14 protein-coding genes are annotated in these 19,891 nt (G+C 73.7%); 10 read left to right on the forward strand and 4 right to left on the reverse strand.

Annotated features, from left to right (window positions below):
* Positions 1 to 121: 121 nt before the first annotated feature.
* The gene (locus LG274_RS10545) at positions 122 to 2,344 is read left to right on the forward strand and encodes an NADP-dependent isocitrate dehydrogenase (protein WP_404464368.1); all 2,223 of its coding nucleotides are present in this window, start codon (positions 122 to 124) and stop codon (positions 2,342 to 2,344) included.
* Between the two features lie 88 nt (positions 2,345 to 2,432).
* Here LG274_RS10545 and LG274_RS10550 read toward each other — a convergent pair whose 3' ends face one another.
* A complete protein-coding gene (locus LG274_RS10550) occupies positions 2,433 to 3,026 on the reverse strand; it encodes a methylated-DNA--[protein]-cysteine S-methyltransferase (RefSeq protein WP_298987803.1) in 594 nt (197 codons plus the stop codon).
* 56 nt (positions 3,027 to 3,082) lie between these two features.
* On the opposite strand from LG274_RS10550, the gene LG274_RS10555 reads away from it, so the two are divergent.
* Positions 3,083 to 4,660, forward strand: a complete 1,578-nt coding sequence (locus tag LG274_RS10555) for a TIGR01777 family oxidoreductase (RefSeq protein ID WP_404464370.1) — start codon at positions 3,083 to 3,085, stop codon at positions 4,658 to 4,660.
* Between the two features lie 65 nt (positions 4,661 to 4,725).
* Here the strand turns inward: LG274_RS10555 and LG274_RS10560 are convergent, their stop codons facing one another.
* A complete protein-coding gene (locus tag LG274_RS10560) occupies positions 4,726 to 6,573 on the reverse strand; it encodes a glutaminase (protein WP_404464372.1) in 1,848 nt (615 codons plus the stop codon).
* 66 nt (positions 6,574 to 6,639) lie between these two features.
* Here LG274_RS10560 and LG274_RS10565 point away from each other — a divergent pair, with 66 nt between their 5' ends.
* From LG274_RS10565 to LG274_RS10585, 5 genes are all read left to right on the forward strand, one after another.
* Positions 6,640 to 9,360, forward strand: coding sequence for an ATP-dependent helicase C-terminal domain-containing protein (locus LG274_RS10565; protein WP_404464374.1), 2,721 nt, complete (start codon positions 6,640 to 6,642; stop codon positions 9,358 to 9,360).
* A gap of 126 nt (positions 9,361 to 9,486) precedes the next feature.
* Complete coding sequence (locus tag LG274_RS10570) at positions 9,487 to 10,743, forward strand: extracellular solute-binding protein (protein WP_404466066.1); 1,257 nt, start codon at positions 9,487 to 9,489, stop codon at positions 10,741 to 10,743.
* Positions 10,740 to 11,699: a carbohydrate ABC transporter permease gene (locus LG274_RS10575; RefSeq protein WP_248115392.1), complete on the forward strand. Its 960-nt coding sequence runs from the start codon at positions 10,740 to 10,742 to the stop codon at positions 11,697 to 11,699. The genes LG274_RS10570 and LG274_RS10575 overlap by 4 nt, the downstream gene beginning before the upstream one ends.
* 110 nt (positions 11,700 to 11,809) lie before the next feature.
* Positions 11,810 to 12,625: a carbohydrate ABC transporter permease gene (locus tag LG274_RS10580; RefSeq protein ID WP_248115500.1), complete on the forward strand. Its 816-nt coding sequence runs from the start codon at positions 11,810 to 11,812 to the stop codon at positions 12,623 to 12,625.
* 37 nt (positions 12,626 to 12,662) lie between these two features.
* Positions 12,663 to 13,937: an ABC transporter ATP-binding protein gene (locus LG274_RS10585; RefSeq protein WP_248115393.1), complete on the forward strand. Its 1,275-nt coding sequence runs from the start codon at positions 12,663 to 12,665 to the stop codon at positions 13,935 to 13,937.
* Positions 13,938 to 14,005: 68 nt separating this feature from the next.
* Here LG274_RS10585 and LG274_RS10590 read toward each other — a convergent pair whose 3' ends face one another.
* Together LG274_RS10590 and purU are read right to left on the reverse strand one after the other, a co-directional pair.
* On the reverse strand, positions 14,006 to 14,563 hold the full coding sequence (locus tag LG274_RS10590; RefSeq protein ID WP_248115394.1) for a gamma carbonic anhydrase family protein: 558 nt from the start codon (positions 14,561 to 14,563) through the stop codon (positions 14,006 to 14,008).
* 55 nt (positions 14,564 to 14,618) lie between these two features.
* A complete protein-coding gene (gene purU / locus LG274_RS10595) occupies positions 14,619 to 15,527 on the reverse strand; it encodes a formyltetrahydrofolate deformylase (protein ID WP_404464377.1) in 909 nt (302 codons plus the stop codon).
* A gap of 176 nt (positions 15,528 to 15,703) precedes the next feature.
* On the opposite strand from purU, the gene LG274_RS10600 reads away from it, so the two are divergent.
* The 3 genes from LG274_RS10600 to LG274_RS10610 all read left to right on the forward strand — a co-directional run bounded on the left by LG274_RS10600 (position 15,704) and on the right by LG274_RS10610 (position 19,845).
* Positions 15,704 to 17,341: a hypothetical protein gene (locus LG274_RS10600; RefSeq protein ID WP_404464379.1), complete on the forward strand. Its 1,638-nt coding sequence runs from the start codon at positions 15,704 to 15,706 to the stop codon at positions 17,339 to 17,341.
* Between the two features lie 221 nt (positions 17,342 to 17,562).
* Complete coding sequence (glyA, locus tag LG274_RS10605; RefSeq protein ID WP_404464381.1) at positions 17,563 to 18,843, forward strand: serine hydroxymethyltransferase; 1,281 nt, start codon at positions 17,563 to 17,565, stop codon at positions 18,841 to 18,843.
* Between the two features lie 96 nt (positions 18,844 to 18,939).
* Complete coding sequence (locus LG274_RS10610; protein WP_298985592.1) at positions 18,940 to 19,845, forward strand: bifunctional methylenetetrahydrofolate dehydrogenase/methenyltetrahydrofolate cyclohydrolase; 906 nt, start codon at positions 18,940 to 18,942, stop codon at positions 19,843 to 19,845.
* Positions 19,846 to 19,891: the final 46 nt, after the last annotated feature.

The raw sequence follows: 19,891 nt of genomic DNA on the forward strand, positions 1-19,891 counted from the left end.
GGCGTCGCGCGCGTCCACACGCTGTGACGCGTGCGACCCGCCGGGTAGATTGGCGGTGAGACACCCGTCCCATGCCGACCACGGACGTGCCCCCGAGCGCGGCCAGAATGGAGAGATCCGCATGTCGAAGATCATCTACACGCTCACCGACGAGGCGCCCATGCTGGCGACCGCCTCCCTGCTGCCGATCGTGCGCGCCTACGCGGGCACCGCCGGCGTTGAGATCGAGACCCGGGACATCTCCCTGGCCGGCCGCATCCTCGCCGCCTTCAAGGACGTCCTCCCCGAGGACCAGCGCGTCGACGACGCCCTCGCCGAGCTCGGCGAGCTCGTGAAGACCCCCGAGGCCAACGTCATCAAGCTCCCGAACATCTCCGCCTCCGTGCCGCAGCTGCGCGCAGCGGTCAAGGAGCTCCAGGCAGACGGCTACGCCCTGCCGGACTACCTCGACGACCCGCAGACCGACGAGGAGAAGGACGCCCGCAAGCGCTACGACTCCGTCAAGGGCTCCGCCGTGAACCCGGTGCTGCGCGAGGGCAACTCGGACCGTCGCGCGCCCAAGGCCGTGAAGAACTACGCCAAGAAGTTCCCCCACTCGATGGGCGCGTGGTCCGCGGACTCCAAGACCGCCGTCGCCACGATGGGCGCGGACGACTTCCGCGCGAACGAGAAGTCCGTGACCATGCCGGCGGACGACACGCTGAGCATCGAGTTCACGGGCGCCGACGGGTCCGTCGAGGTCCTCAAGGAGGGCCTGAAGGTCCTCGAGGGCGAGGTCGTCGACGGCACGTTCATGTCCGCGAAGGCGCTGGACGCGTTCCTCGCCGAGCAGGTGGCGCGCGCGAAGGAGGAGGGCATCCTCTTCTCCGCCCACCTGAAGGCCACCATGATGAAGGTGTCCGACCCGGTGATCTTCGGCCACGTCGTGAAGGCCTACTTCGCGGACCTGTTCGCGCAGTACGGCGACCAGCTGGCCGCCGCGGGCCTGGACCCGAACAACGGCCTCGCCGCCATCGAGGGCGGGCTGGACAAGCTCGACGCCGAGACCGCCGAGGGCGTGCGCAAGGCCATCGCCGAGGCCTACGAGAACGGCCCGGACGTGGCGATGGTGAACTCGGACAAGGGCATCACCAATCTGCACGTGCCCTCCGACGTGATCGTGGACGCCTCCATGCCGGCCATGATCCGCACCTCGGGCCACATGTGGGACAAGGACGGCGCCGAGCGCGACACCCTCGCGGTGCTCCCGGACTCCTCCTATGCCGGCATCTACCAGGCCGTCGTCGAGGACTGCAAGGCCAACGGCGCCTTCGACCCGACCACCATGGGCACCGTGCCGAACGTCGGCCTCATGGCGCAGAAGGCCGAGGAGTACGGCTCGCACGACAAGACGTTCGTCATGGACGCAGCGGGCACCGTCGCCGTGAAGAACGCGGCCGGGGAGACCCTGACCTCCCATGAGGTCGGCGAGGGCGACATCTGGCGCGCCTGCCAGACCAAGGACGTCGCGGTGCGCGACTGGGTGAAGCTGGCCGTGACCCGCGCCCGCGCCTCCCAGACCCCCGCCGTATTCTGGCTGGACGAGTCCCGCGCCCACGACCGCGAGCTCATCACGAAGGTCGAGGAGTATCTCAAGGACCACGACACCGAGGGCCTGGACATCCGCATCATGTCCCCGGTGGAGGCCACGAAGTTCTCCATCGAGCGCATCCGCCGCGGCGAGGACACCATCTCCGTGACCGGCAACGTGCTCCGTGACTACAACACGGACCTGTTCCCGATCCTCGAGCTGGGCACCTCCGCCAAGATGCTCTCCGTGGTCCCGCTGCTCAACGGCGGCGGCCTGTTCGAGACCGGCGCCGGCGGCTCCGCCCCGAAGCACGTGCAGCAGCTCGTCGAGGAGAACCACCTGCGCTGGGACTCCCTCGGCGAGTTCCTCGCGCTGGCCGTGTCCTTCGAGCACGAGGCGACGACGAACGGCAACGCCCGCGCCCAGGTGCTCGCCGACACGCTCGACGCCGCCACCGGCACCCTGCTGATCGAGGGCAAGTCCCCCGAGCGCAAGGCCGGGCAGCTCGACAACCGCGGCTCGCACTTCTACCTGGCCCTGTACTGGGCGCAGGAGCTGGCGAAGCAGACCGAGGACCAGGCCCTGGCCGACGCCGTGACGCCGATCGCCGAGGAGCTCGCCGCGAACGAGGAGAAGATCGTCTCCGAGCTCAACGGTGTGCAGGGCAAGCCCGTGGACATCGAGGGCTACTACGCGCCGTCCATGGACAAGGTCGTCGACGTCATGCGTCCCTCTGCCACGCTGAACGCGATCATGGACAAGCTGTCCGTCTGATCCACGGAGACCGGCGTCCCCTCAGGGGGCGGGACAACACGAGGGCCCCGGCACCGTCATGGTGCCGGGGCCCTCGTGCGCCCGGGGGTCAGGCCACGTGCCGCGCCTCGTGCTCCAGCAGCGCCCGCTTGGCGGCGGGGCCGTACAGGTACTGTCCGACCCCGCCTGAGGTCGGCACCACGCGGTGGCACGGCACGACGACGGCCACCAGGTTCGCGGCGCACGCCCCGCCGGCGGCACGCACGGCTCGCGGCGACCCGGCGCGCTGGGCCAGCTCCGTGTACGAGACGGGCGCGCCGGGCGTGATCCCCCGCAGCGCCGCCCACGCGGCCTGGCGGAAGGCGGTGCCCGGCTGCGTCACCGCAAGGGCGTCGAGCGCGGCGACGTCGCCGGCCGCATACGCCCCGAGCGCATCGGCCACGGGCTGCGCCACGCCCGCACGGGGCTCGACCGGCAGCGGGTGCATCTCGCGGTCCGCCGTCGGCGGGTCCAGCACGGCCAGTCGGTCCATCAGCGTCAGCAGGAGTCGGCCGATCGCCGCGGCGTGCGGCTCGCCGTCCTCGGGGACGGCCACCCCGGAGGCCCGCACGGTGTGGTCCTCGGGGGAGTACACGGCCACGAGGTTTAGGCCCGTGTCGGGGAGGGCGGCGGCGGTCCAGCGCAGCTCGGGGGCGAAGTCCATGCCCCCATTGTCCGTCAGCCCGGGCGCGCCCCGCTCCGGTGTGCCAGGGTGAGGGCATGACCGAGACCCACGTGTTCGAGCACCGCACCCTCCTGCGCCACCCCCGCGACGTCGTGTTCCGCTGGCTGGCCAACCCCGGGGCGCTCCAGCGCATGAACCCGCCGTTCGCCTCCGAACTCGTGCACGGGCCCACGAACGGCCTGGCGGTCGGCTCGGAGACCCGACTGCGCATCAGCCCGCCGGGCTCGCTCGGACTGCTCGCGGACACCTCCCGGGGCCTGCTGGCCGGCATGCTGCCGGACGCCGTGTCCTCCCGCATCCCGGCGGCTGCCACGCCCAAGGTGCCGTGGCACGCGCGGCACACGGCGTACGAGGAGGGCCGGATGTTCCGGGACGAGATGGTCTCGGGCCCCCTGCGCTCCTGGACGCACACGCACACCCTGGAGGACGCAGCCCCCGGCGAGGCGGACACGGCCGCCGGCACCCCGGGCACGGTGGTGCTGGACCGCATCGAGTACGTGCTGCCGGGGGAGGGGCTGCTGGGCCGTGTGCCCGGCATCGGCGGCACCGCGGCCGCATGGGCCGGCCGCGGCTTCGAGGCCGAGCTGCGCCGCCAGTTCGCCTACCGCGCGCGCGTGATGGCCGACGACCTCGCCTTCCACGCCGCACACCCCGGCCCGCTCACCGGCGGGCCCGCGCGCACTGTGGCGGTCACCGGGGCGTCCGGGCTGATCGGCGCCCAGCTGACCGCGCTGCTCATGAGCGGCGGGCACCGCGTGATCCGCCTCGTGCGCAGCCCGGAGCAGGCTGCGGCCCCGGACGCCGCCCTGTGGGACCCGTCGCGCGAGCGGGTGGACGAGTCCGCGCTCGCCCAGGTGGACGTGATCGTCAACCTCGCGGGGGAGCCGATCGCCGGCCGCTTCACGGACGCGCACAAGGAGGCCGTGCACGACTCCCGTGTGCGCGGCACGCGCACCCTCGTCGACGCGATGGGGCGCCTGCCCCGGGTTCCCGCGCTCGTGAACTGCTCGGCCATCGGCTACTACGGCGCGCACGCCGGCACCGGCCCGTTCGGCGCGGGGCTCGGGGAGGAGCTCGAGCCCGGCGACGACTTCCTCGCGGAGGTCTGCGCGGACTGGGAGGCCGAGGCCGTGCGGGCCGAGGCCTTCGGCGCCCGGGTGGCCCGCGTGCGGGTGGGCGTGGTGCTCAGCCCCGCCGGCGGCATGCTCCAGCAGGTGCTGCCGCTCTTCCTCGCCGGGCTCGGCGGCCCCATGGCCACCTCCGGCGGCGAGAGCCACGACGGGAGCCCGTGGGTCAGCTGGGTGGGGGTCGACGACGTCGCCGGGGCCTTCGCTCACGCGGTGCTCGACGACGACGTGGCCGGGCCGCTCAACGCCGTCGCCCCCGAGCCCGTCACGGCCAAGGAGTTCGCCACCGTGCTGGGCCGCGTGCTGCACCGTCCGTCCGTGCTGCCGGTGCCCGCCTTCGGGCCGCGGCTCCTGCTCGGCGCGGAGGGGGACGCGGAGACCGTCCGCGCGGACCAGAAGGTGGAGGCCGGGCGACTCGTGGACTCGGGCTATGCGATGCGGGACGACGAGCTGGAGGGCGCGCTGCGCCACGTGCTCGGGCGCTGAGTCGCCCGCCGCGGTCGCCGCGCAGTGCGGTCGCCACGCCACGGCCGCGCCGAGCCCGTCGGCCCTCAGTCCTGCAGGGCGCCCGTCTCGCGGATGAGCTGGCCCAGGGCAGTGAAGGCGTCGCGCGCCAGCGCCTCCCACAGCTTGATGGCCAGCTGCGGGGACCCCTCCTGCAGGGCGTACATCACGTGCGCGGTCAGGACCCGGGCGGTGACGTCGCCACGGGCGCGCACCGTGGAGGGCTGGCGGCCGGACTGGCCGAGCGCCATCTCGCCGAAGGTCATCCCCGGGGTGAGCACGGTCCTGCGGGTGCGCCGCCCGCCCGTGCCCTGCCCCGTGAGCTCCACGCGGCCGGACGTGATCACGTAGATGCCGCCGAAGGGCTGGCCCGCGCGGCGGATGATCTGCCCGTCCGTGTACACGCGCTCGTCCATCATGGACTCGAGCAGGCCCGCGTCCTCGGCGGAGAGGTGCTGCAGCAGGGGCGCCACCGCGGCCTCCTCCTGCGAGTGGGGCAGCAGCTGCGGGGCGTGGCGGACCAGCAGGCGCTGCTCGGCCCACTGGATGGCCCGGGAGCGGGAGTCGAAGAACAGGAACTCCGGGCGGTCCGGGGCGGACTCGAGGTCCCGCGCGGCCTCCTGGCGGGGATCCGGCAGGCTCACGTCCACGGACTCCTCGACGGCGGCCATCAGCTCCGCCACCATGGCCTCGTCCCGGTCCACGAGCACCACGTCCAACCCCGAGTCCAGGGCATAGGCGAACCACCGCGCCACGAGCAGGCGGGCGGAGCGGGTCACGGTGCTGACGGACCGGATGTCCACGAGCAGGGTCTCCAGCTCGTCCGGGAGGCCGCGCACCACGCGGGCGAGCGCGTCCACCTGGCTGAACCCGACGTGCCCGCCCAGCTCCAGCACGTGCACTGTGTCCCCGAACGCGTCCAGTGCGTCCTGCACCTGGGCGCTGCGCACCGCGCCGGAGGGTGCCTGGTCCACGCGGTAGTGGGCGCGGAAGGCGGCCCGGGGCGAGCCGGTGACCACGGAGGGGTGCAGCTCGAAGTCCTCCACGATGCAGCGCAGCGCGGCCATGCCGGCGGCGGACACGCGGTGCTCGTCCAGGTCAGGCGCCTGCAGGGCCAGGCCCATGTGCCCGGGCACGACCACCATGATCGTGCCGCCGCGGGTGGACGCCCAGCCGGGCTGGCCGACGTCGTACGCCCACAGGGGCTGCCGGGTGTCCATGCCGCACGAGTCCAGCACGGAGAGCACGGCGCGGACGGTCTCCTCCTCCAGCACGCGGGCCCCGGTGACGGGGTGGATGCCGCCGTGGGCCAGGGTGCCCGCCACGAGGGCGAGGTCCTCGACCTTCACGGGCACGGCGCGCAGGGTCGCGAGGTCCTCGAGCAGGGGCTCCGGGTCCGTGTCCAGCACGTCCAGGGACTTCAGCAGCCACGCGGCGGCGCGCGTCTGGTGCTGGGCGCGGTTCTCCACCTTGACGGCCGTCTCCGTGACGCTGACCTCGCGGTCCAGGAGGGTGGAGAGCAGCTGGAGCAGGCGCCCGGCCCGGTCCCGCCCGCCGCGGCCCTTGACGAGGGCGGCGGTGGCCACCACGCCCGTGTTCTGCAGCGGGTTGAACGCGCGTCCCGTCTCCGCCTCCACCTCGAGCCGCGAGTCGTCCTCCGGGACGGGCGTGCCGCCCACCCGCTCGGCCACGCCCGCCGCGCCGAGGTCCTCCACGGCGAGGGCGTGGAGGACGGGGGAGGCCAGGGCCGCCAGCGGCACGGCGGCCGAGGAGCCGGAGACGTAGCGGTGCCCGTCCACGAGGGTCACGGCCACGCCCAGGCCGCCCCTGCCCTCGTCGTCGCCGGGGAAGGCGGCGGTCAGGCGGTCGAGGTGGTCCTGGACGGGAGTCATCATGCGCCTCAGCCTAGTCAGTGCCCCGCGCGCCGGACAGGTCCGCGGCGGCCGCCACAATGGACGGTGATGCCCACCTCCGCCAGCCGCCCCCGCACGCCCGCGGACCCCGTCGCCTCCCGCCGGCCGGGGGCCCCGCCCGCGACGCCGCAGGGCCGGATCGCGGCCGCCCTCGATGCGCTCGGGGCCGGCCTCACGGTCACCGCGGTGCTGCCCGAGCTGGAGGCCGCCCTCGAGGCGCACGGGGCCGCCGTGGTCCACGCCCCGCCCGGCACGGGCAAGACGACCGTGGTGCCGCCCGCCGTCGCCGTCCGGCTCGCGCGGCAGGGCGGTGGGCGCACCCTGGTCACGCAGCCGCGCCGGGTGGCCGTGCGCGCCGCATGGCGGCGCCTGCACATGGCCGTCGGCTCAGACGATCCTGACGACGCAGTCGGCTACGCGGTGCGCGGCGAGTCGGTGGGCGGAGGCCGCTCGGCGGTCGAGTTCGTGACTCCGGGCCTGCTGCTGCGCCGCCTCCTGGCCGACCCGGGCCTCGACGGCGTCGGCGCCGTGATCCTGGACGAGGTCCACGAGCGCGACCTGGACACGGACGTCCTGTTCGCCCTCCTCGCCGACCTGCGGCAGCTGCGTCCCGAGCTGCTGCTCGTGGCCATGTCCGCCACGGTGGACGCCGAGTCCCTGGCCGCTCGCTGGGCTGCCGGCATGGGCGTCGACGCCGACGCCGTCCCGGTGGTGCGCACCCCGGCCGTCCTGCACCCGCTGCGCGAGGAGCACGCCCCGTTCGGCGCCCCGCGCCTCACCGCGGACGGCCGCGTCGAGCGGGCCTTCCTGGACCACGTGGCCGACGTCGCCGTCCGCTCCCACGCGGAGGCCCTCGCGGCCGACCCCACCGTGGACGCGCTCGTCTTCCTCCCCGGCGTCGCGGAGGTGGAGGCGGTGGCCGAGCGCATCACGCGGCGCGCCCCCGGCACCGAGGTGCACACCCTGCACGGCCGCCAGGAGGCCGCCGAGCAGGACGCCGCCCTCGCCGGACGCACGCGGCCGGAGGTCCCCCGCGTGGTGGTCACGACGGCGGTGGCCGAGTCCTCCCTGACCGTCCCGGGGGTCCGGCTCGTCGTCGACTCCGGGCTGGCGCGCGAGCCCCGGCGGGACCGCGGCCGCGGCATGACCGGCCTTGTCACGGTGCAGGCCTCCCGCGCGGCCGCCGGCCAGCGGGCAGGCCGCGCCGCCCGCCTCGGCCCCGGCACGGTGGTGCGCTGCCACAGTGCCGCGGCCCTCGGCGCCGCCCCCGCCGCCCCGACGCCGGCCCTGGCCGTGGTGGACCTCGCCCCCGTGGCGCTCGCGCTCGCGGCGTGGGGCGCGCCGGGCGGAGAGGGCGTGGTGCTGCCCGAGGACCCGCCCGCCGACGCGATGGCCGAGGCCCGTCGAACGCTCGCCGAGCTCGGAGCCGTGGACGGGGACGGCCGCATCACGGCGCACGGGACGGTCCTGGCCGGCCTGCCGGTGGACCCGGCGCTCGGCCACGCGCTCCTGGCCGGCGCGGACCGCGTGGGCGCGCGCGCCGCCGCCGCGGCCGTGGCCCTCCTCGCCCTCGACGTGCGCGCGCCCGGCGCCGACCTCGAGGCGCTGCTCGCCGCGCTGCGGGGCGGGGGCCACCCCGAGTCCGGCCGATGGCGGCGGGAGGCCGAGCGGCTCGAGCGGATCGTGACCCGGGGGTCGAGCGGCGGACGGGAGACGGGGCGACGCGCCGGCCGGGCCTCCGACGGGGGCGCTGACGGGGGCCGGGCCGCGCACGCGGCGGGCATCGTCGTCGCACTGAGCGCCCCGGGCCGGGTGGCGCGGCGGGTGGAGGACACGGACGCCTACCTGCTCGCCTCGGGGACGCGCGCATCCCTGCCGCGCAGCGGCGGGGGAGAGCTGCGGGGCGCGGCGTGGCTCGCCGTCGCGGAGGCCTCCCGCGCCGCCGGCGACGCCGAGGGCACCGGCGCCGTGATCCGCGCGGCCGCCCCGATCACCCGGGAGATCGCCGAGGACGCCGCGGCGGCACTCCTCCGGGACGAGGCGGACGCGGCGTGGAAGGGCGGACGGCTCACGGGCCGCCGCAGGACGATGCTGGGGGCGATCCCGCTCGCGGAGGGGCCCGCGCGCGTCGACGCCGCCGCGGCCGCGGACGCCGTGCGCGCCGCCCTGGCCGCGGAGGGGCTGGCCCGCTTCGAGCCCGGGGCCGGACCAGGTGCGGGGGAGCGCCTTCGCCGCCGCGTCCACCTCCTGCACCGGGTGCTGGGCCGGCCGTGGCCGGACCTCTCCACCGCCGCCCTCCCGGACCTCGGGCCGCTCGTGGCCGGGATCGCGGCGGAGCTCGCGGCGGGCCGCTCGGCCGCCTCCGTGGACGTCGCCGGGCTGCTGCGCGGGATCCTGCCGTGGCCGGAGGCCGGGCGCCTCGACGAGCTGGCGCCCGAACGGCTGCCCATCCCCAGCGGGCGGACGGCGGCCGTGGAGTACCCGGCCACGGACGAGGAGACGGCGCCGGTGGTGGCGGCCAAGCTGCAGGAGTTCCTGGGGGCCGCGCAGAGCCCCGCCGTGGCGGACGGCCGGCTGCCCGTGGTGCTGCACCTGCTCTCCCCGGCGGGGCGGCCGCTCGCCGTCACCGCGGACCTGCCCTCCTTCTGGGCGGGACCCTACGCCCACGTGCGTGCGGAGAACCGGGGCCGCTACCCCAAGCACCCGTGGCCTGAGGACCCCGCGACGGCGTCGCCCACGGCGAAGACGAAGCGCGCCGCCGGCGCCTGATGTGAGGTGGGCCACGCGCATCCGCGAGGAGTAGGGTGTGTGTCACATCTTCCGGAGCGAACGAGGTTTGCAGTGACGAGACAGCAGCGGGCTCGGCTCTCACGGGGGGCGACGATGGCCTCCGTGATGACCGCCGGAGCGCTCATCCTGGCCGGATGCGCCCCGGCCGAGGAGGGGGCGCCCACCCTCACCTGGTACACCAACCCGGACGACGGCGGGCAGGCGGCCATCGCGAAGCAGTGCACGGACGCGGCCGGCGGCGAGTACGCCGTCGAGACGTCCATGCTGCCCACGGACGCGGCCTCCCAGCGGGAGCAGCTGACGCGCCGGCTCGCGGCGGGCGACACCTCGATGGACATCATGTCCCTCGACCCGCCCTTCGTCCCCGAGCTCGCGGAGCCCGGCTTCCTGGCCCCCGTGCCGGAGGATCTGCAGCAGCAGGCGAGGGAGCACGCCCTCGAGGGTGCGTTGGCCGGCGCCACATGGAAGGACGAGATCGTCACGGTCCCGTTCTGGGCCAACACGCAGCTGCTGTGGTACCGCAAGTCGGTGGCCGAGGCGGCCGGGCTGGACATGTCCCAGCCCGTCACGTGGGACCAGCTCATCGAGGTGGCCCGCGAGCAGGACAAGGAGCTGGGCGTCCAGGGCGCCCGCGGGGAGTCGATGACCGTGTGGCTCAACGCCCTCGTGGAGGGCGGTGGCGAGCACATCCTCGCCAACCCCGACGCGCCCGCGGACGAGGTGCAGACGAACTTCGGGTCCGAGGCCGGCCGCAAGGCCGCCGAGATCATCTCCACGATCGGCAAGGAGGGACTCGGCAGCGCCGGCCTCCCCACGCAGGACGAGAACGCCTCGATGCTGCTCTTCCAGGGCGAGTCCGGGTCCTTCATGGTGAACTGGCCGTTCGTGTGGCCGGCCACCCTCGCCTCCGTCAAGGAGGGCTCCCTGCCGGAGGACCTCCCCGAGGACATCGGCTGGGCCCTCTACCCCCAGACGACGCAGGGGAAGGACTCCGCCCCGCCCGTGGGCGGCATCAACCTGGGCGTGGGCGCGAAGTCCGAGCACGCGGACCTCGCGTGGAAGGCGGTCCAGTGCATCACCACCGCCGAGCACCAGGCCCAGTACTTCCGGGACAACGGCAACCCGCCGGCCGACCCTGTCGCCTACGAGGACCCCGAGGTCATCCAGAAGTACCCCATGGCGCCCGCGATCCGGGAGTCCCTGGAACAGGGCGCACCGCGCCCGCAGACGCCGTACTACAACGAGGTGTCCACCGCGATCCAGCAGCGCTACGCGCCGCCGTCGAACGTGGACCCGGCCGTCACCCCGGCCGAGACCGACGCCTTCATCCAGGAAGTCCTGCGAGGGGAGCGCCTGCTGTGAGCACCGCTGTCACGTCCATCACCGCACCGGAGCAGTCGCGCCGGCCGCGCCGTCGGAAGTCCGCTCGCGCGACGTCCGAGGCCCGCCTCGGCTGGATGCTCGCCGGCCCGGCGTTCTTCGTCATGCTGTTCGTGGTGCTCTACCCGATCCTGCAGGCGCTCTACGACTCGCTGTTCACCTACCGCTTGACGGCGCCGGGGGAGCGGGAGTTCGTGGGGCTCGGCAACTACGGCGTGATCCTCTCGGACCCGGTCTTCTGGCGGGACCTCGGGATCACTCTGCTGATCACCCTGGTCACCGTGGTGGTGGAGCTGATCCTCGGCTTCCTGCTGGCCCTGGCCATGCACCACGCCATCACGAGCACCCGCGGACTGATCCGCACCATGATCCTGGTGCCCTACGGCATCATCACCGTGGTGTCCGCCTTCGCGTGGTTCTACATGTTCTCCATCGACTCCGGCTTCATCAACCACTGGTTCGACTGGGTGCCGGGGATCAGCACGGACCTGAACTGGTTCGCCCAGGGCTCCACGGCGCTGTCCGTGATCATGCTCTCGGAGATCTGGAAGACCACGCCGTTCATCTCCCTGCTCCTGCTGGCCGGCCTGGCCCAGGTGCCGGGCGACCTCACCGAGGCAGCCGCCGTGGACGGCGCCTCGTGGTGGCAGCGCATGCGCCTCGTGATCCTGCCGACCATGAAGGCGTCCATCATGGTGGCCGTGCTGTTCCGCGCGATGGACGCGTTCCGCATCTTCGACTCCATCTACATCATGACCAACGGCGCCTACGGCACCGAGGTCCTCTCGCTGCTGGCCTACCGCACCTCCATCGGACGGCTCGAGATCGGCATGGGCTCCGCGATCTCCGTGCTCCTGTTCCTGTGCGTGGCGCTGATGGCGTTCATCGCGATGAAGGTCTTCAAGGTGGACCTGGCCGACCGAGGAGGTTCCAAGTGAGCAGCGCCGTCCCCGTCCCGTCGGTCGAACCCGCCGACCACCCCGAGCTGACCACCGCTCCCGTCGACCGCCACACCCCCGCCCGCCGTCCAGGCGCCGCCCGCCAGAGCCTGCTGTGGTGGCTCCTCGCCGTGGTGATCGGCGTGTGGTGCCTCTTCCCGCTGTTCTCCATCTTCGCCACGAGCTTCAAGACGCCCGCGGACCTGGCGAACGGGAAGCTGCTGCCCACGCAGTGGTCCACGGTCAACTACGAGGAGATCTTCGTGGGCGGCTCCCGCGAGCTGTTCCTCACGGCGCTGCGCAACTCGATCGGCATCACGGTGATCGCCACCCTGATCGCCGTCGTCCTGGCCACGCTGTGCGCCTACGCGATCGCCCGCCTGGACTTCCCGGGCAAGAAGCTCGTGCTCACCGTGTCACTCATGGTGTCCATGTTCCCCGTGATCTCGCTCGTCACGCCCCTGTTCAACATGTGGCGCACGCTCGGGCTCTACGACACCTGGCTCGGCCTGATCATCCCCTACCTGTCCCTGACGCTGCCGATCTCCATCTGGACCCTGACCGCGTTCTTCCGGCAGATCCCGTGGGAGCTGGACCAGGCCGCTCAGGTGGACGGGGCCACGCCGCTCGAGGCCTTCCGCAAGGTGATCGTGCCGCTGGCCGCCCCCGGTGTCTTCACGACGGCGATCATCGCCTTCTTCATCGCGTGGAACGACTTCGTGTTCGGCATCTCGCTGACCTCCACCGAGGACGCCCGCACGGTCCCCGCCGCGCTGGCCTTCTTCACCGGCGCCTCGCAGTTCGAGTCGCCCACGGGCGCGATCTCCGCGGCCGCCATCATCGTGACCATCCCGATCGTGATCCTGGTGCTGCTCTTCCAGCGCCAGATCGTCGCCGGTCTGACCAACGGCGCGGTCAAGGGCTGAGGCCCGCGAACGAGACCTTCCCGAAAGGACCCACCCCATGGCCTCCATCACCCTGAACCACATCGACAAGACCTACGACGACGGCTACCACGCCATCTCGGACGTGAACCTCGACATCGAGGACGGCGAGTTCGTCATCCTCGTGGGCCCCTCCGGCTCCGGCAAGTCCACGCTCCTGCGCATGATCGTGGGCCTCGAGGACATCACCGACGGCGAGCTGCTGATCGGCGGGCGCCGCGTGAACGAGGCGGCCCCCAAGGACCGCAACCTCGCGATGGTGTTCCAGAACTACGCGCTCTACCCCCACCTGACGGTGTACGAGAACATCGCGTTCCCGCTGCGCCTCGTCCGCGACGGCAAGCCCTCCGACGAGGAGATCGACCGCAAGGTGCGCGACGCCGCCCGCGTCCTCGAGCTGACAGACCACCTGGAGCGCAAGCCGGGCAACCTCTCCGGCGGCCAGCGCCAGCGCGTGGCCATGGGCCGCGCAATCGTCCGCGAGGCGGACGCGTTCCTCTTCGACGAGCCGCTCTCCAACCTGGACGCCAAGCTCCGCGGCCAGATGCGCGCGGAGATCTCCCAGCTGCAGCGTCGCCTGGCCACCACCTCCGTGTACGTGACCCATGACCAGACCGAGGCCATGACGCTCGGCGACCGCGTGGCCGTGCTCAAGAAGGGCGTGCTCCAGCAGGTCGCCAGCCCGCGCGAGCTCTACGAGCAGCCGCTGAACCTGTTCGTGGCCGGCTTCATCGGCTCGCCGTCCATGAACTTCCTGCCCGCCTCTCTGCGCTCCGAGGGCGGACGGCACGTCCTGTCCTCCCCGATCGGCGACATCCCGATCCCCGAGGCGAAGGCGCGCGCGGCCGCCGGCCGGGACCTCGTCCTCGTCGGCCTGCGCCCTGAGTTCTTCGAGGACGCCTCCCTCGTGGACGAGGACAAGAAGGCGGCGGGCTCCGTGTTCCGGGCCTCCCTCACCCACCTCGAGTGGCTGGGCCACGAGCAGTACGGCTACATCGAGTTCCAGCCGGACCCCGAGGTCGCGGGCGTGCTCGCAGACCTCGCGAAGGACCTGGACGCGGACGAGATGCGCCCCGTCGTCGTGACCACGCTCTCCGCGGAGTCCCTGGCCCGCCCCGGGACGCCCCTGGACCTGTGGGTGGACACCTCCCGCCTGCACCTGTTCGACCCCGAGTCCGGGGAGAACCTGACCCGGGATCCGGAGGCCGGTGCGGAGCTGACCCGCCGCGCCGCGGACGAGCGCCGCCGGCAGATCGAGCTCGCCACCCAGCGGGACGCCGCACCGCGAGCCTGAGGCGTCCCCCGGAACGCGACGCGGCCCCGACTCGATCGAGTCGGGGCCGCGTCGCGTTCCGGGGGAGGTCAGGACTGCGTGACGGTCTCCTCCCCGGGCATCTCCTCCGTCACGACCGCGGCGCGGTGGGCGGCGGCCAGTTCCAGGTACGTCGCGGCGTTGGCCTTCAGTCCCTCGCGCTCCTCGTCGGTGAGGGGGCGGCGCACCGTGGCGGGGACGCCGGCCACGAGGGAGCCCGGCGGCACCTGCGTGCCCTCCAGCACGACGGCGCCCGCCGCCACGAGGGTGCCCGCCCCGATCACGGCGCCGTTCATCACGGTGGCGGACATGCCGATGAGGCAGTCGTCGCCGACCGTGGCGCCGTGCACCACGGCGGCGTGGCCCACGGAGACGCCCGCACCGAGGGTGCAGGGGACGTGCTCGTCCGCGTGGAGGACGACGTTGTCCTGCAGGTTGGTGCGCTCGCCGACGCGGATGGGCGCAGAGTCGCCGCGAACGGAGACGCCGTAGAACGCGGAGCAGCGCTCGGCCATCTCCACGTCGCCGGTGATCGCGGCGGTGGGGGCGAGGAAGACGGTCTCGTGGATGCGGGGCGTGGCGCCCTGGACGGTGAGGATGTGTGCCATGCCACGAGCGTACGCACGCGGGGCGGCCGCCGTCAGGGGCGCGTGACGAGCCGCCTCACGCGAACACCACCGTCCGCCTCCCGTCCACCAGCACGCGGTGCTCGGCGTGCCAGCGCACGGCCTGGACGAGCGTGGAGCCCTCCACGTCCCGGCCGCGCTCCACGAAGTCCTCCGCGGTCTGGGCGTGGGTCACGGGCTGGACGGACTGGGCGATGATCGGCCCCTCGTCGAGGTCGGCGGTGACGTAGTGGGCCGTGGCGCCGATGATCTTCACGCCGCGCTCGTGCGCCTGGTGGTAGGGCCGCGCCCCCTTGAACGAGGGCAGGAACGAGTGATGGATGTTGATGGCCATGCCCTCGAGGTCCCGGCACAGCTCGTCCGAGAGGATCTGCATGTAGCGGGCGAGGACCACGAGGTCGATGTCGTGCTCGCGGATCAGCTCGCGCAGGCGGGCCTCGGCGGCGGCCTTGGTGCAGCGGCTCGCCGGGTCCGTGGAGATCGGCACGTGCACGAAGGGCACGCCGTAGAAGGCGGCGAGGGGCTGCAGGTCGAGATGGTTCGAGACGACGACGGGCACCTCGATCGGCAGGCTGCCCGCGCGCTGCTGGAACAGCAGGTCGTTGAGCGTGTGCCCGTCCTTCGAGCACATCACGAGCGTGCGCATGCGGCGGCCCGCGTCCCACAGCTGGGCGCGCATCCCGAACTCGGCGCGCACCGGGGCCAGAGCGGCCTCGACGGCGGAGCGCGCCTCCGGCGTCGTGAACTGCACCCGCAGGAAGAAGTCGCCCGAGTCGGGGGAGCCGTACTGCTGCGACTCCGCGATGTCCGCGCCGGCGCCCAGCAGCGCCCCGGACACCGCGTGCACGATCCCCTTGCGGTCCGGGCACGCGACGGTGAGGACGAACGGGTTCTCCCCGGGCGGAGGCTCGAGCGGTGCGGCGGGGGAGGGCAGGGCGGGGTCCATGCCCCGATGCTAGCCACGCGTCGGTGCCCGTCTGCTTCATGACGGGGCCGCGCATCGTGGCCCCGGGGCGGGTCAGTGTGACACCCTGAGAGCTGGTCCGCCACACCGCCTCGCCGGTGAGGGTCGGACGGTGGCGCCGGGCTGGCCGGCCGCCCCGAGCTACCGAGGAGTCCCTCATGACGAATGACCAGCTGTACTGGATCATCGGGGCGATCATCGTCCTGATCGCCATCGCCCTCCTGATCACCCTGATGTCCCGCCGCGGGCGCGGTGACGACGTCGTGGAGACCCGCCATGAGGAGCCGGTCCGCCCTGCCGCCGCGCGCCCCGAGGCCACCGCGACGACGGTGCGCCCCGCCGGGGACGAGCAGTCCCGCACCCGCCTCTCCTCGCTGGACGCGACGGCCGCTCCGGCAGACGACACGGCGACCGCCTCGAAGGCCGACGGCGCCGGCGCGTCTGCCCTCCGCGCCTTCGACGCGACCGCGATCGACGAGAAGGGCGCTGGGACGTCCGCCCCCGCGCCGTCAGCGTCCCTGAAGCCCGCGCCCTCCTTCGGCTCCACCGCCTCGCCGGCCCCGCTCGAGGCCACCGAGACCGCCCCCGCCCCGCAGGCCGTCGATCCGCTCGCGGCCGCCGTCGAGGCGCTGCCGGAGCAGACTCCCGCCGAGATCGCCGCCGAGGCCCTCGAGGACGCGGCGCCCGCCGCCGAGACCTCCGCGGTGGCGAAGCCCGCGGCCGCCGCCCCGGCCACCGTCGCGCTGCCCGTGACCGACCGCACCGACTCCGCGTCCTCGACGTCCGAGGGCACCCTCGGCCTCGGCGCGGCGGGCGTGGCCGGCGGCACCGGCGTCGTGGTGGACGAGAACCAGGGCGGCGTGGACCTGCCCGAGCCGGCAAAGCCCGCCGAGCCCGTTGTGAAGGCCGAGCCGGCAAAGCCCGCCGAGCCCGTTGTGAAGGCCGAGCCGGCGCAGCCCGCCGAGCCCGTCGTGAAGGCCGAGCCGGCGCAGCCCGCCGTCGCGGTGAAGCCCGCCCCGGCCGTGAAGTCTGCTGAGACCGCCGCTGCGGACGAGACCATCGCCCCCGCCGTCACGGCCGAGCACGACGCCGAGGACGCCCCGGCCGAGGCGATGGTCCCGCCGGTCCTGGCGCCGGCCGTCGACCCCGCGCCGACGTCCTCCAGCCAGACGCCCGTCACCCCCGTGGCCGGGCAGGTCCTGCGGGACGAGAAGCAGGGCTCGGCCGCGGGGATCTCCGCCGCCGGTGCCGCCGCGGCCTCCGTGAGCGCCGGCGTCGCCGGAGGGACCGGCGTGACCGTGGACGAGCAGGTGGCACCGGCTGCCGCCGCCACGACCACGACCGCAGCCGCGACCACGCCCCGCGCGTCCGCCCAGGCCCCCGGCCTGATCGGCACCGCGGAGTCGCACCCGACCACGCCCATCCCCGCGGCGGAGGCCCCGGCCGCTCCGCGCGGTCCCGTCGTGGACGGCACCCCCGGTGTCCCCGGCCGCGTGGCCTTCACCGCCCCGGACCGCCACGACGAGGTCGTCGCCGTCTCCCCGGACGAGGCCGCGCACGAGTCCGGCATCCTCGGCAGGGCCGCCGAGACCCTCAAGGAGAAGGCGGCCCCGCTCGCCGAGAAGGCCGCCCCGCTGAAGGACAAGGCCGCCCCCCTCATCGAGAAGGCGGTCCACACCGCCGCCCCGATCGTGGAGAAGGCCGTGGACTCCGCCGTGCCGCTGGCCAAGAAGGCCGCCTCCACCCTCAAAGACAAGCTGGCCCAGGCGCAGCAGCGCCGCTGGGGCAAGCGCTGACCCCGGGGCCGGCGTGCCCGCCCACCCCTGAGGCGACCCCCGCCACCGGTCACGGTGGCGGGGGTCGCCTCGTCGGGGCGCGTCCGGCCGAGGGCGTCCGGCACCGCCGCGCCTCCGCACGCGTCCGGAGGAGGCGGAGCCGCGCGGTGTCCGCCGGATCACTAGGATGGGCGGCACCGGCCCGTTCCGGTGCCCGCTGCCCCCAGTCGAAGGGAAATCCCGTGACGCAGTCGCCCGACATCAACACCCAGCCCCTCTCCGAGGTGGATCCGGAGATCGCCGCGGCCCTCGCGGACGAGCTCGGCCGCCAGCGGGGCACCCTCGAGATGATCGCCTCGGAGAACTTCGTCCCGCGCGCCATCCTGCAGACCCAGGGCTCCGTGCTGACCAACAAGTACGCCGAGGGCTACCCGGGGCGCCGCTACTACGGCGGCTGCGAGTTCGTGGACGTCGCCGAGAACCTGGCCATCCAGCGCGCGAAGGACCTGTTCGGCGCCGAGCACGCCAACGTGCAGCCGCATGCCGGCGCGCAGGCCAACGTGGCCGTGATGACCGCGCTGCTGGACCACGGGGACACCATGATGGGCCTGTCCCTCGCCCATGGCGGCCACCTCACCCACGGCATGAAGATCAACTTCTCCGGCAAGAACTACAAGATCGCCGCGTACGAGGTGGAGCCGGACACCTACCGGATCGACATGGACACGGTGCGCGAGGCCGCGAAGGCCGCGCAGCCGAAGGTGATCGTCGCCGGCTGGTCCGCCTATCCGCGTCAGCTGGACTTCGCGGCGTTCCGCGAGATCGCCGACGAGGTCGGCGCCAAGCTCTGGGTGGACATGGCCCACTTCGCGGGCCTCGTGGCCGCCGGCCTGCACCCGAACCCGGTCCCGCATGCCGATGTCGTCACCTCGACGGTGCACAAGACCCTCGCCGGCCCGCGCTCCGGCTTCATCCTCGCCAAGGAGGAGCTCAAGAAGAAGATCGACTCCGCCGTGTTCCCCGGCCAGCAGGGCGGGCCGCTCATGCACGCGATCGCCGGCAAGGCCGTGGCGTTCAAGATCGCCGGCTCGGCGGACTTCAAGGAGAAGCAGGAGCGCACCCTGCAGGGCGCCCAGATCCTCGCCGAGCGACTCACCGCCCCGGACATGGCGGAGCTGGGCATCTCCGTGCTCACCGGCGGCACGGACGTCCACCTCGTGCTCGTGGACCTGCGCGAGTCCCAGCTGGACGGCAAGCAGGGCGAGGACATCCTGCACGAGGTCGGCATCACCGTGAACCGCAACTCCGTGCCGTGGGACCCGCGCCCGCCGATGACCACCTCGGGCCTGCGCATCGGCACCCCGGCCCTGGCCTCCCGCGGGTTCGGCGAGGCCGAGTTCCGGGAGGTCGCCGAGATCATCGCGGCCGCCCTCACGCCGAGCCCGGACGTGGAGGCGCTGCGCGCCCGCGTGGTGAAGCTGACCGAGGACTTCCCGCTGTACGAGGGCCTCGAGTCCTGGTGACATCGGCCACGGGCCGCTGACATGCGCCGCGGGGCGGTCTCCGGATGCGAGAGACTGTTCCGCGGCGATGTGCATTTCGACGAAGGGGAGCGTGCGATGACCGCGAAGGTGCTGGACGGCAAGGCGACGGCGGCCGCCATCAAGCAGGAGCTGCGCGGGCGCGTGCAGGCCCTCGCCGAGCGAGGGATCACCCCGGGGCTCGGCACGCTGCTCGTGGGGGAGGACGCCGGCTCGCAGAAGTACGTGGCCGGCAAGCACCGCGACTGCGCCGAGGTGGGCATCGAGTCCATCCAGAAGGAGCTGCCGGCGGACGCCACCGAGGAGCAGATCCTCGAGGTCGTGCGGGAGCTGAACGAGGACCCGGCCTGCACCGGGTACATCGTCCAGCTGCCCCTGCCGAAGCACGTGGACACGCAGAAGGTCCTCGAGGCCATCGACCCGGACAAAGACGCCGACGGCCTGCACCCCATGAACCTCGGGCGCCTCGTGGCCTCCGTGGGCGGGGAGCTGGACTCGCCGCTGCCGTGCACCCCCGCCGGGTGCGTCGAGCTGCTGAAGCACCACGGCGTGGAGCTCGCGGGCAAGCACGTCCTCGTGATCGGCCGCGGCGTGACCATCGGCCGTCCCGCGGGACTGGTGCTCACGCGCCGCGAGGTCAACGCCACCGTGACGCTGGCCCACACGGGCACCACGAACCTGGACGAGCTGCTGGCGCAGGCCGACGTCGTGATCGCCGCCGCCGGCTCCGCGCACATGGTGAAGCCCGAGCAGGTGAAGGACGGCGTGATCGTCCTGGACGTGGGCGTCTCCCGCGTGACCGGCGAGGACGGGAGGAGCCGCGTGCTCGGCGACGTCGACCCGGCCGTGAAGGAGAAGGCGTCCTGGATGGCGCCGAACCCGGGCGGCGTCGGTCCGATGACCCGCGTCATGCTCCTGGCCAACGTGGTGGAGGCGGCCTCGCGTAGGATCCCTCCCTGTGATCCACACCACTCCCTCCGCTGACGCGCCCGAGACCGCCGGGCGCCCCGCCCTCACGCCCGAAACCGCC

The sequence above is a fragment of the Micrococcus antarcticus genome (assembly GCF_044872765.1).
GTDB lineage: Bacteria > Actinomycetota > Actinomycetes > Actinomycetales > Micrococcaceae > Micrococcus.

What these genes read in the sequence shown, in the direction of transcription:
- LG274_RS10590 (WP_248115394.1), bottom strand. Translation starts at nt 14,563, where the DNA reads ATGGCACACATCCTCACCGTCCAGGGCGCCACGCCCCGCATCCACGAG.
- purU (WP_404464377.1), bottom strand. Translation starts at nt 15,527, where the DNA reads ATGGACCCCGCCCTGCCCTCCCCCGCCGCACCGCTCGAGCCTCCGCCC.
- LG274_RS10610 (WP_298985592.1), top strand. Translation starts at nt 18,940, where the DNA reads ATGACCGCGAAGGTGCTGGACGGCAAGGCGACGGCGGCCGCCATCAAG.
- LG274_RS10555 (WP_404464370.1), top strand. Translation starts at nt 3,083, where the DNA reads ATGACCGAGACCCACGTGTTCGAGCACCGCACCCTCCTGCGCCACCCC.
- LG274_RS10570 (WP_404466066.1), top strand. Translation starts at nt 9,487, where the DNA reads ATGACCGCCGGAGCGCTCATCCTGGCCGGATGCGCCCCGGCCGAGGAG.
- LG274_RS10545 (WP_404464368.1), top strand. Translation starts at nt 122, where the DNA reads ATGTCGAAGATCATCTACACGCTCACCGACGAGGCGCCCATGCTGGCG.
- LG274_RS10600 (WP_404464379.1), top strand. Translation starts at nt 15,704, where the DNA reads ATGACGAATGACCAGCTGTACTGGATCATCGGGGCGATCATCGTCCTG.
- LG274_RS10550 (WP_298987803.1), bottom strand. Translation starts at nt 3,026, where the DNA reads ATGGACTTCGCCCCCGAGCTGCGCTGGACCGCCGCCGCCCTCCCCGAC.
- LG274_RS10560 (WP_404464372.1), bottom strand. Translation starts at nt 6,573, where the DNA reads ATGATGACTCCCGTCCAGGACCACCTCGACCGCCTGACCGCCGCCTTC.
- LG274_RS10565 (WP_404464374.1), top strand. Translation starts at nt 6,640, where the DNA reads ATGCCCACCTCCGCCAGCCGCCCCCGCACGCCCGCGGACCCCGTCGCC.
- LG274_RS10585 (WP_248115393.1), top strand. Translation starts at nt 12,663, where the DNA reads ATGGCCTCCATCACCCTGAACCACATCGACAAGACCTACGACGACGGC.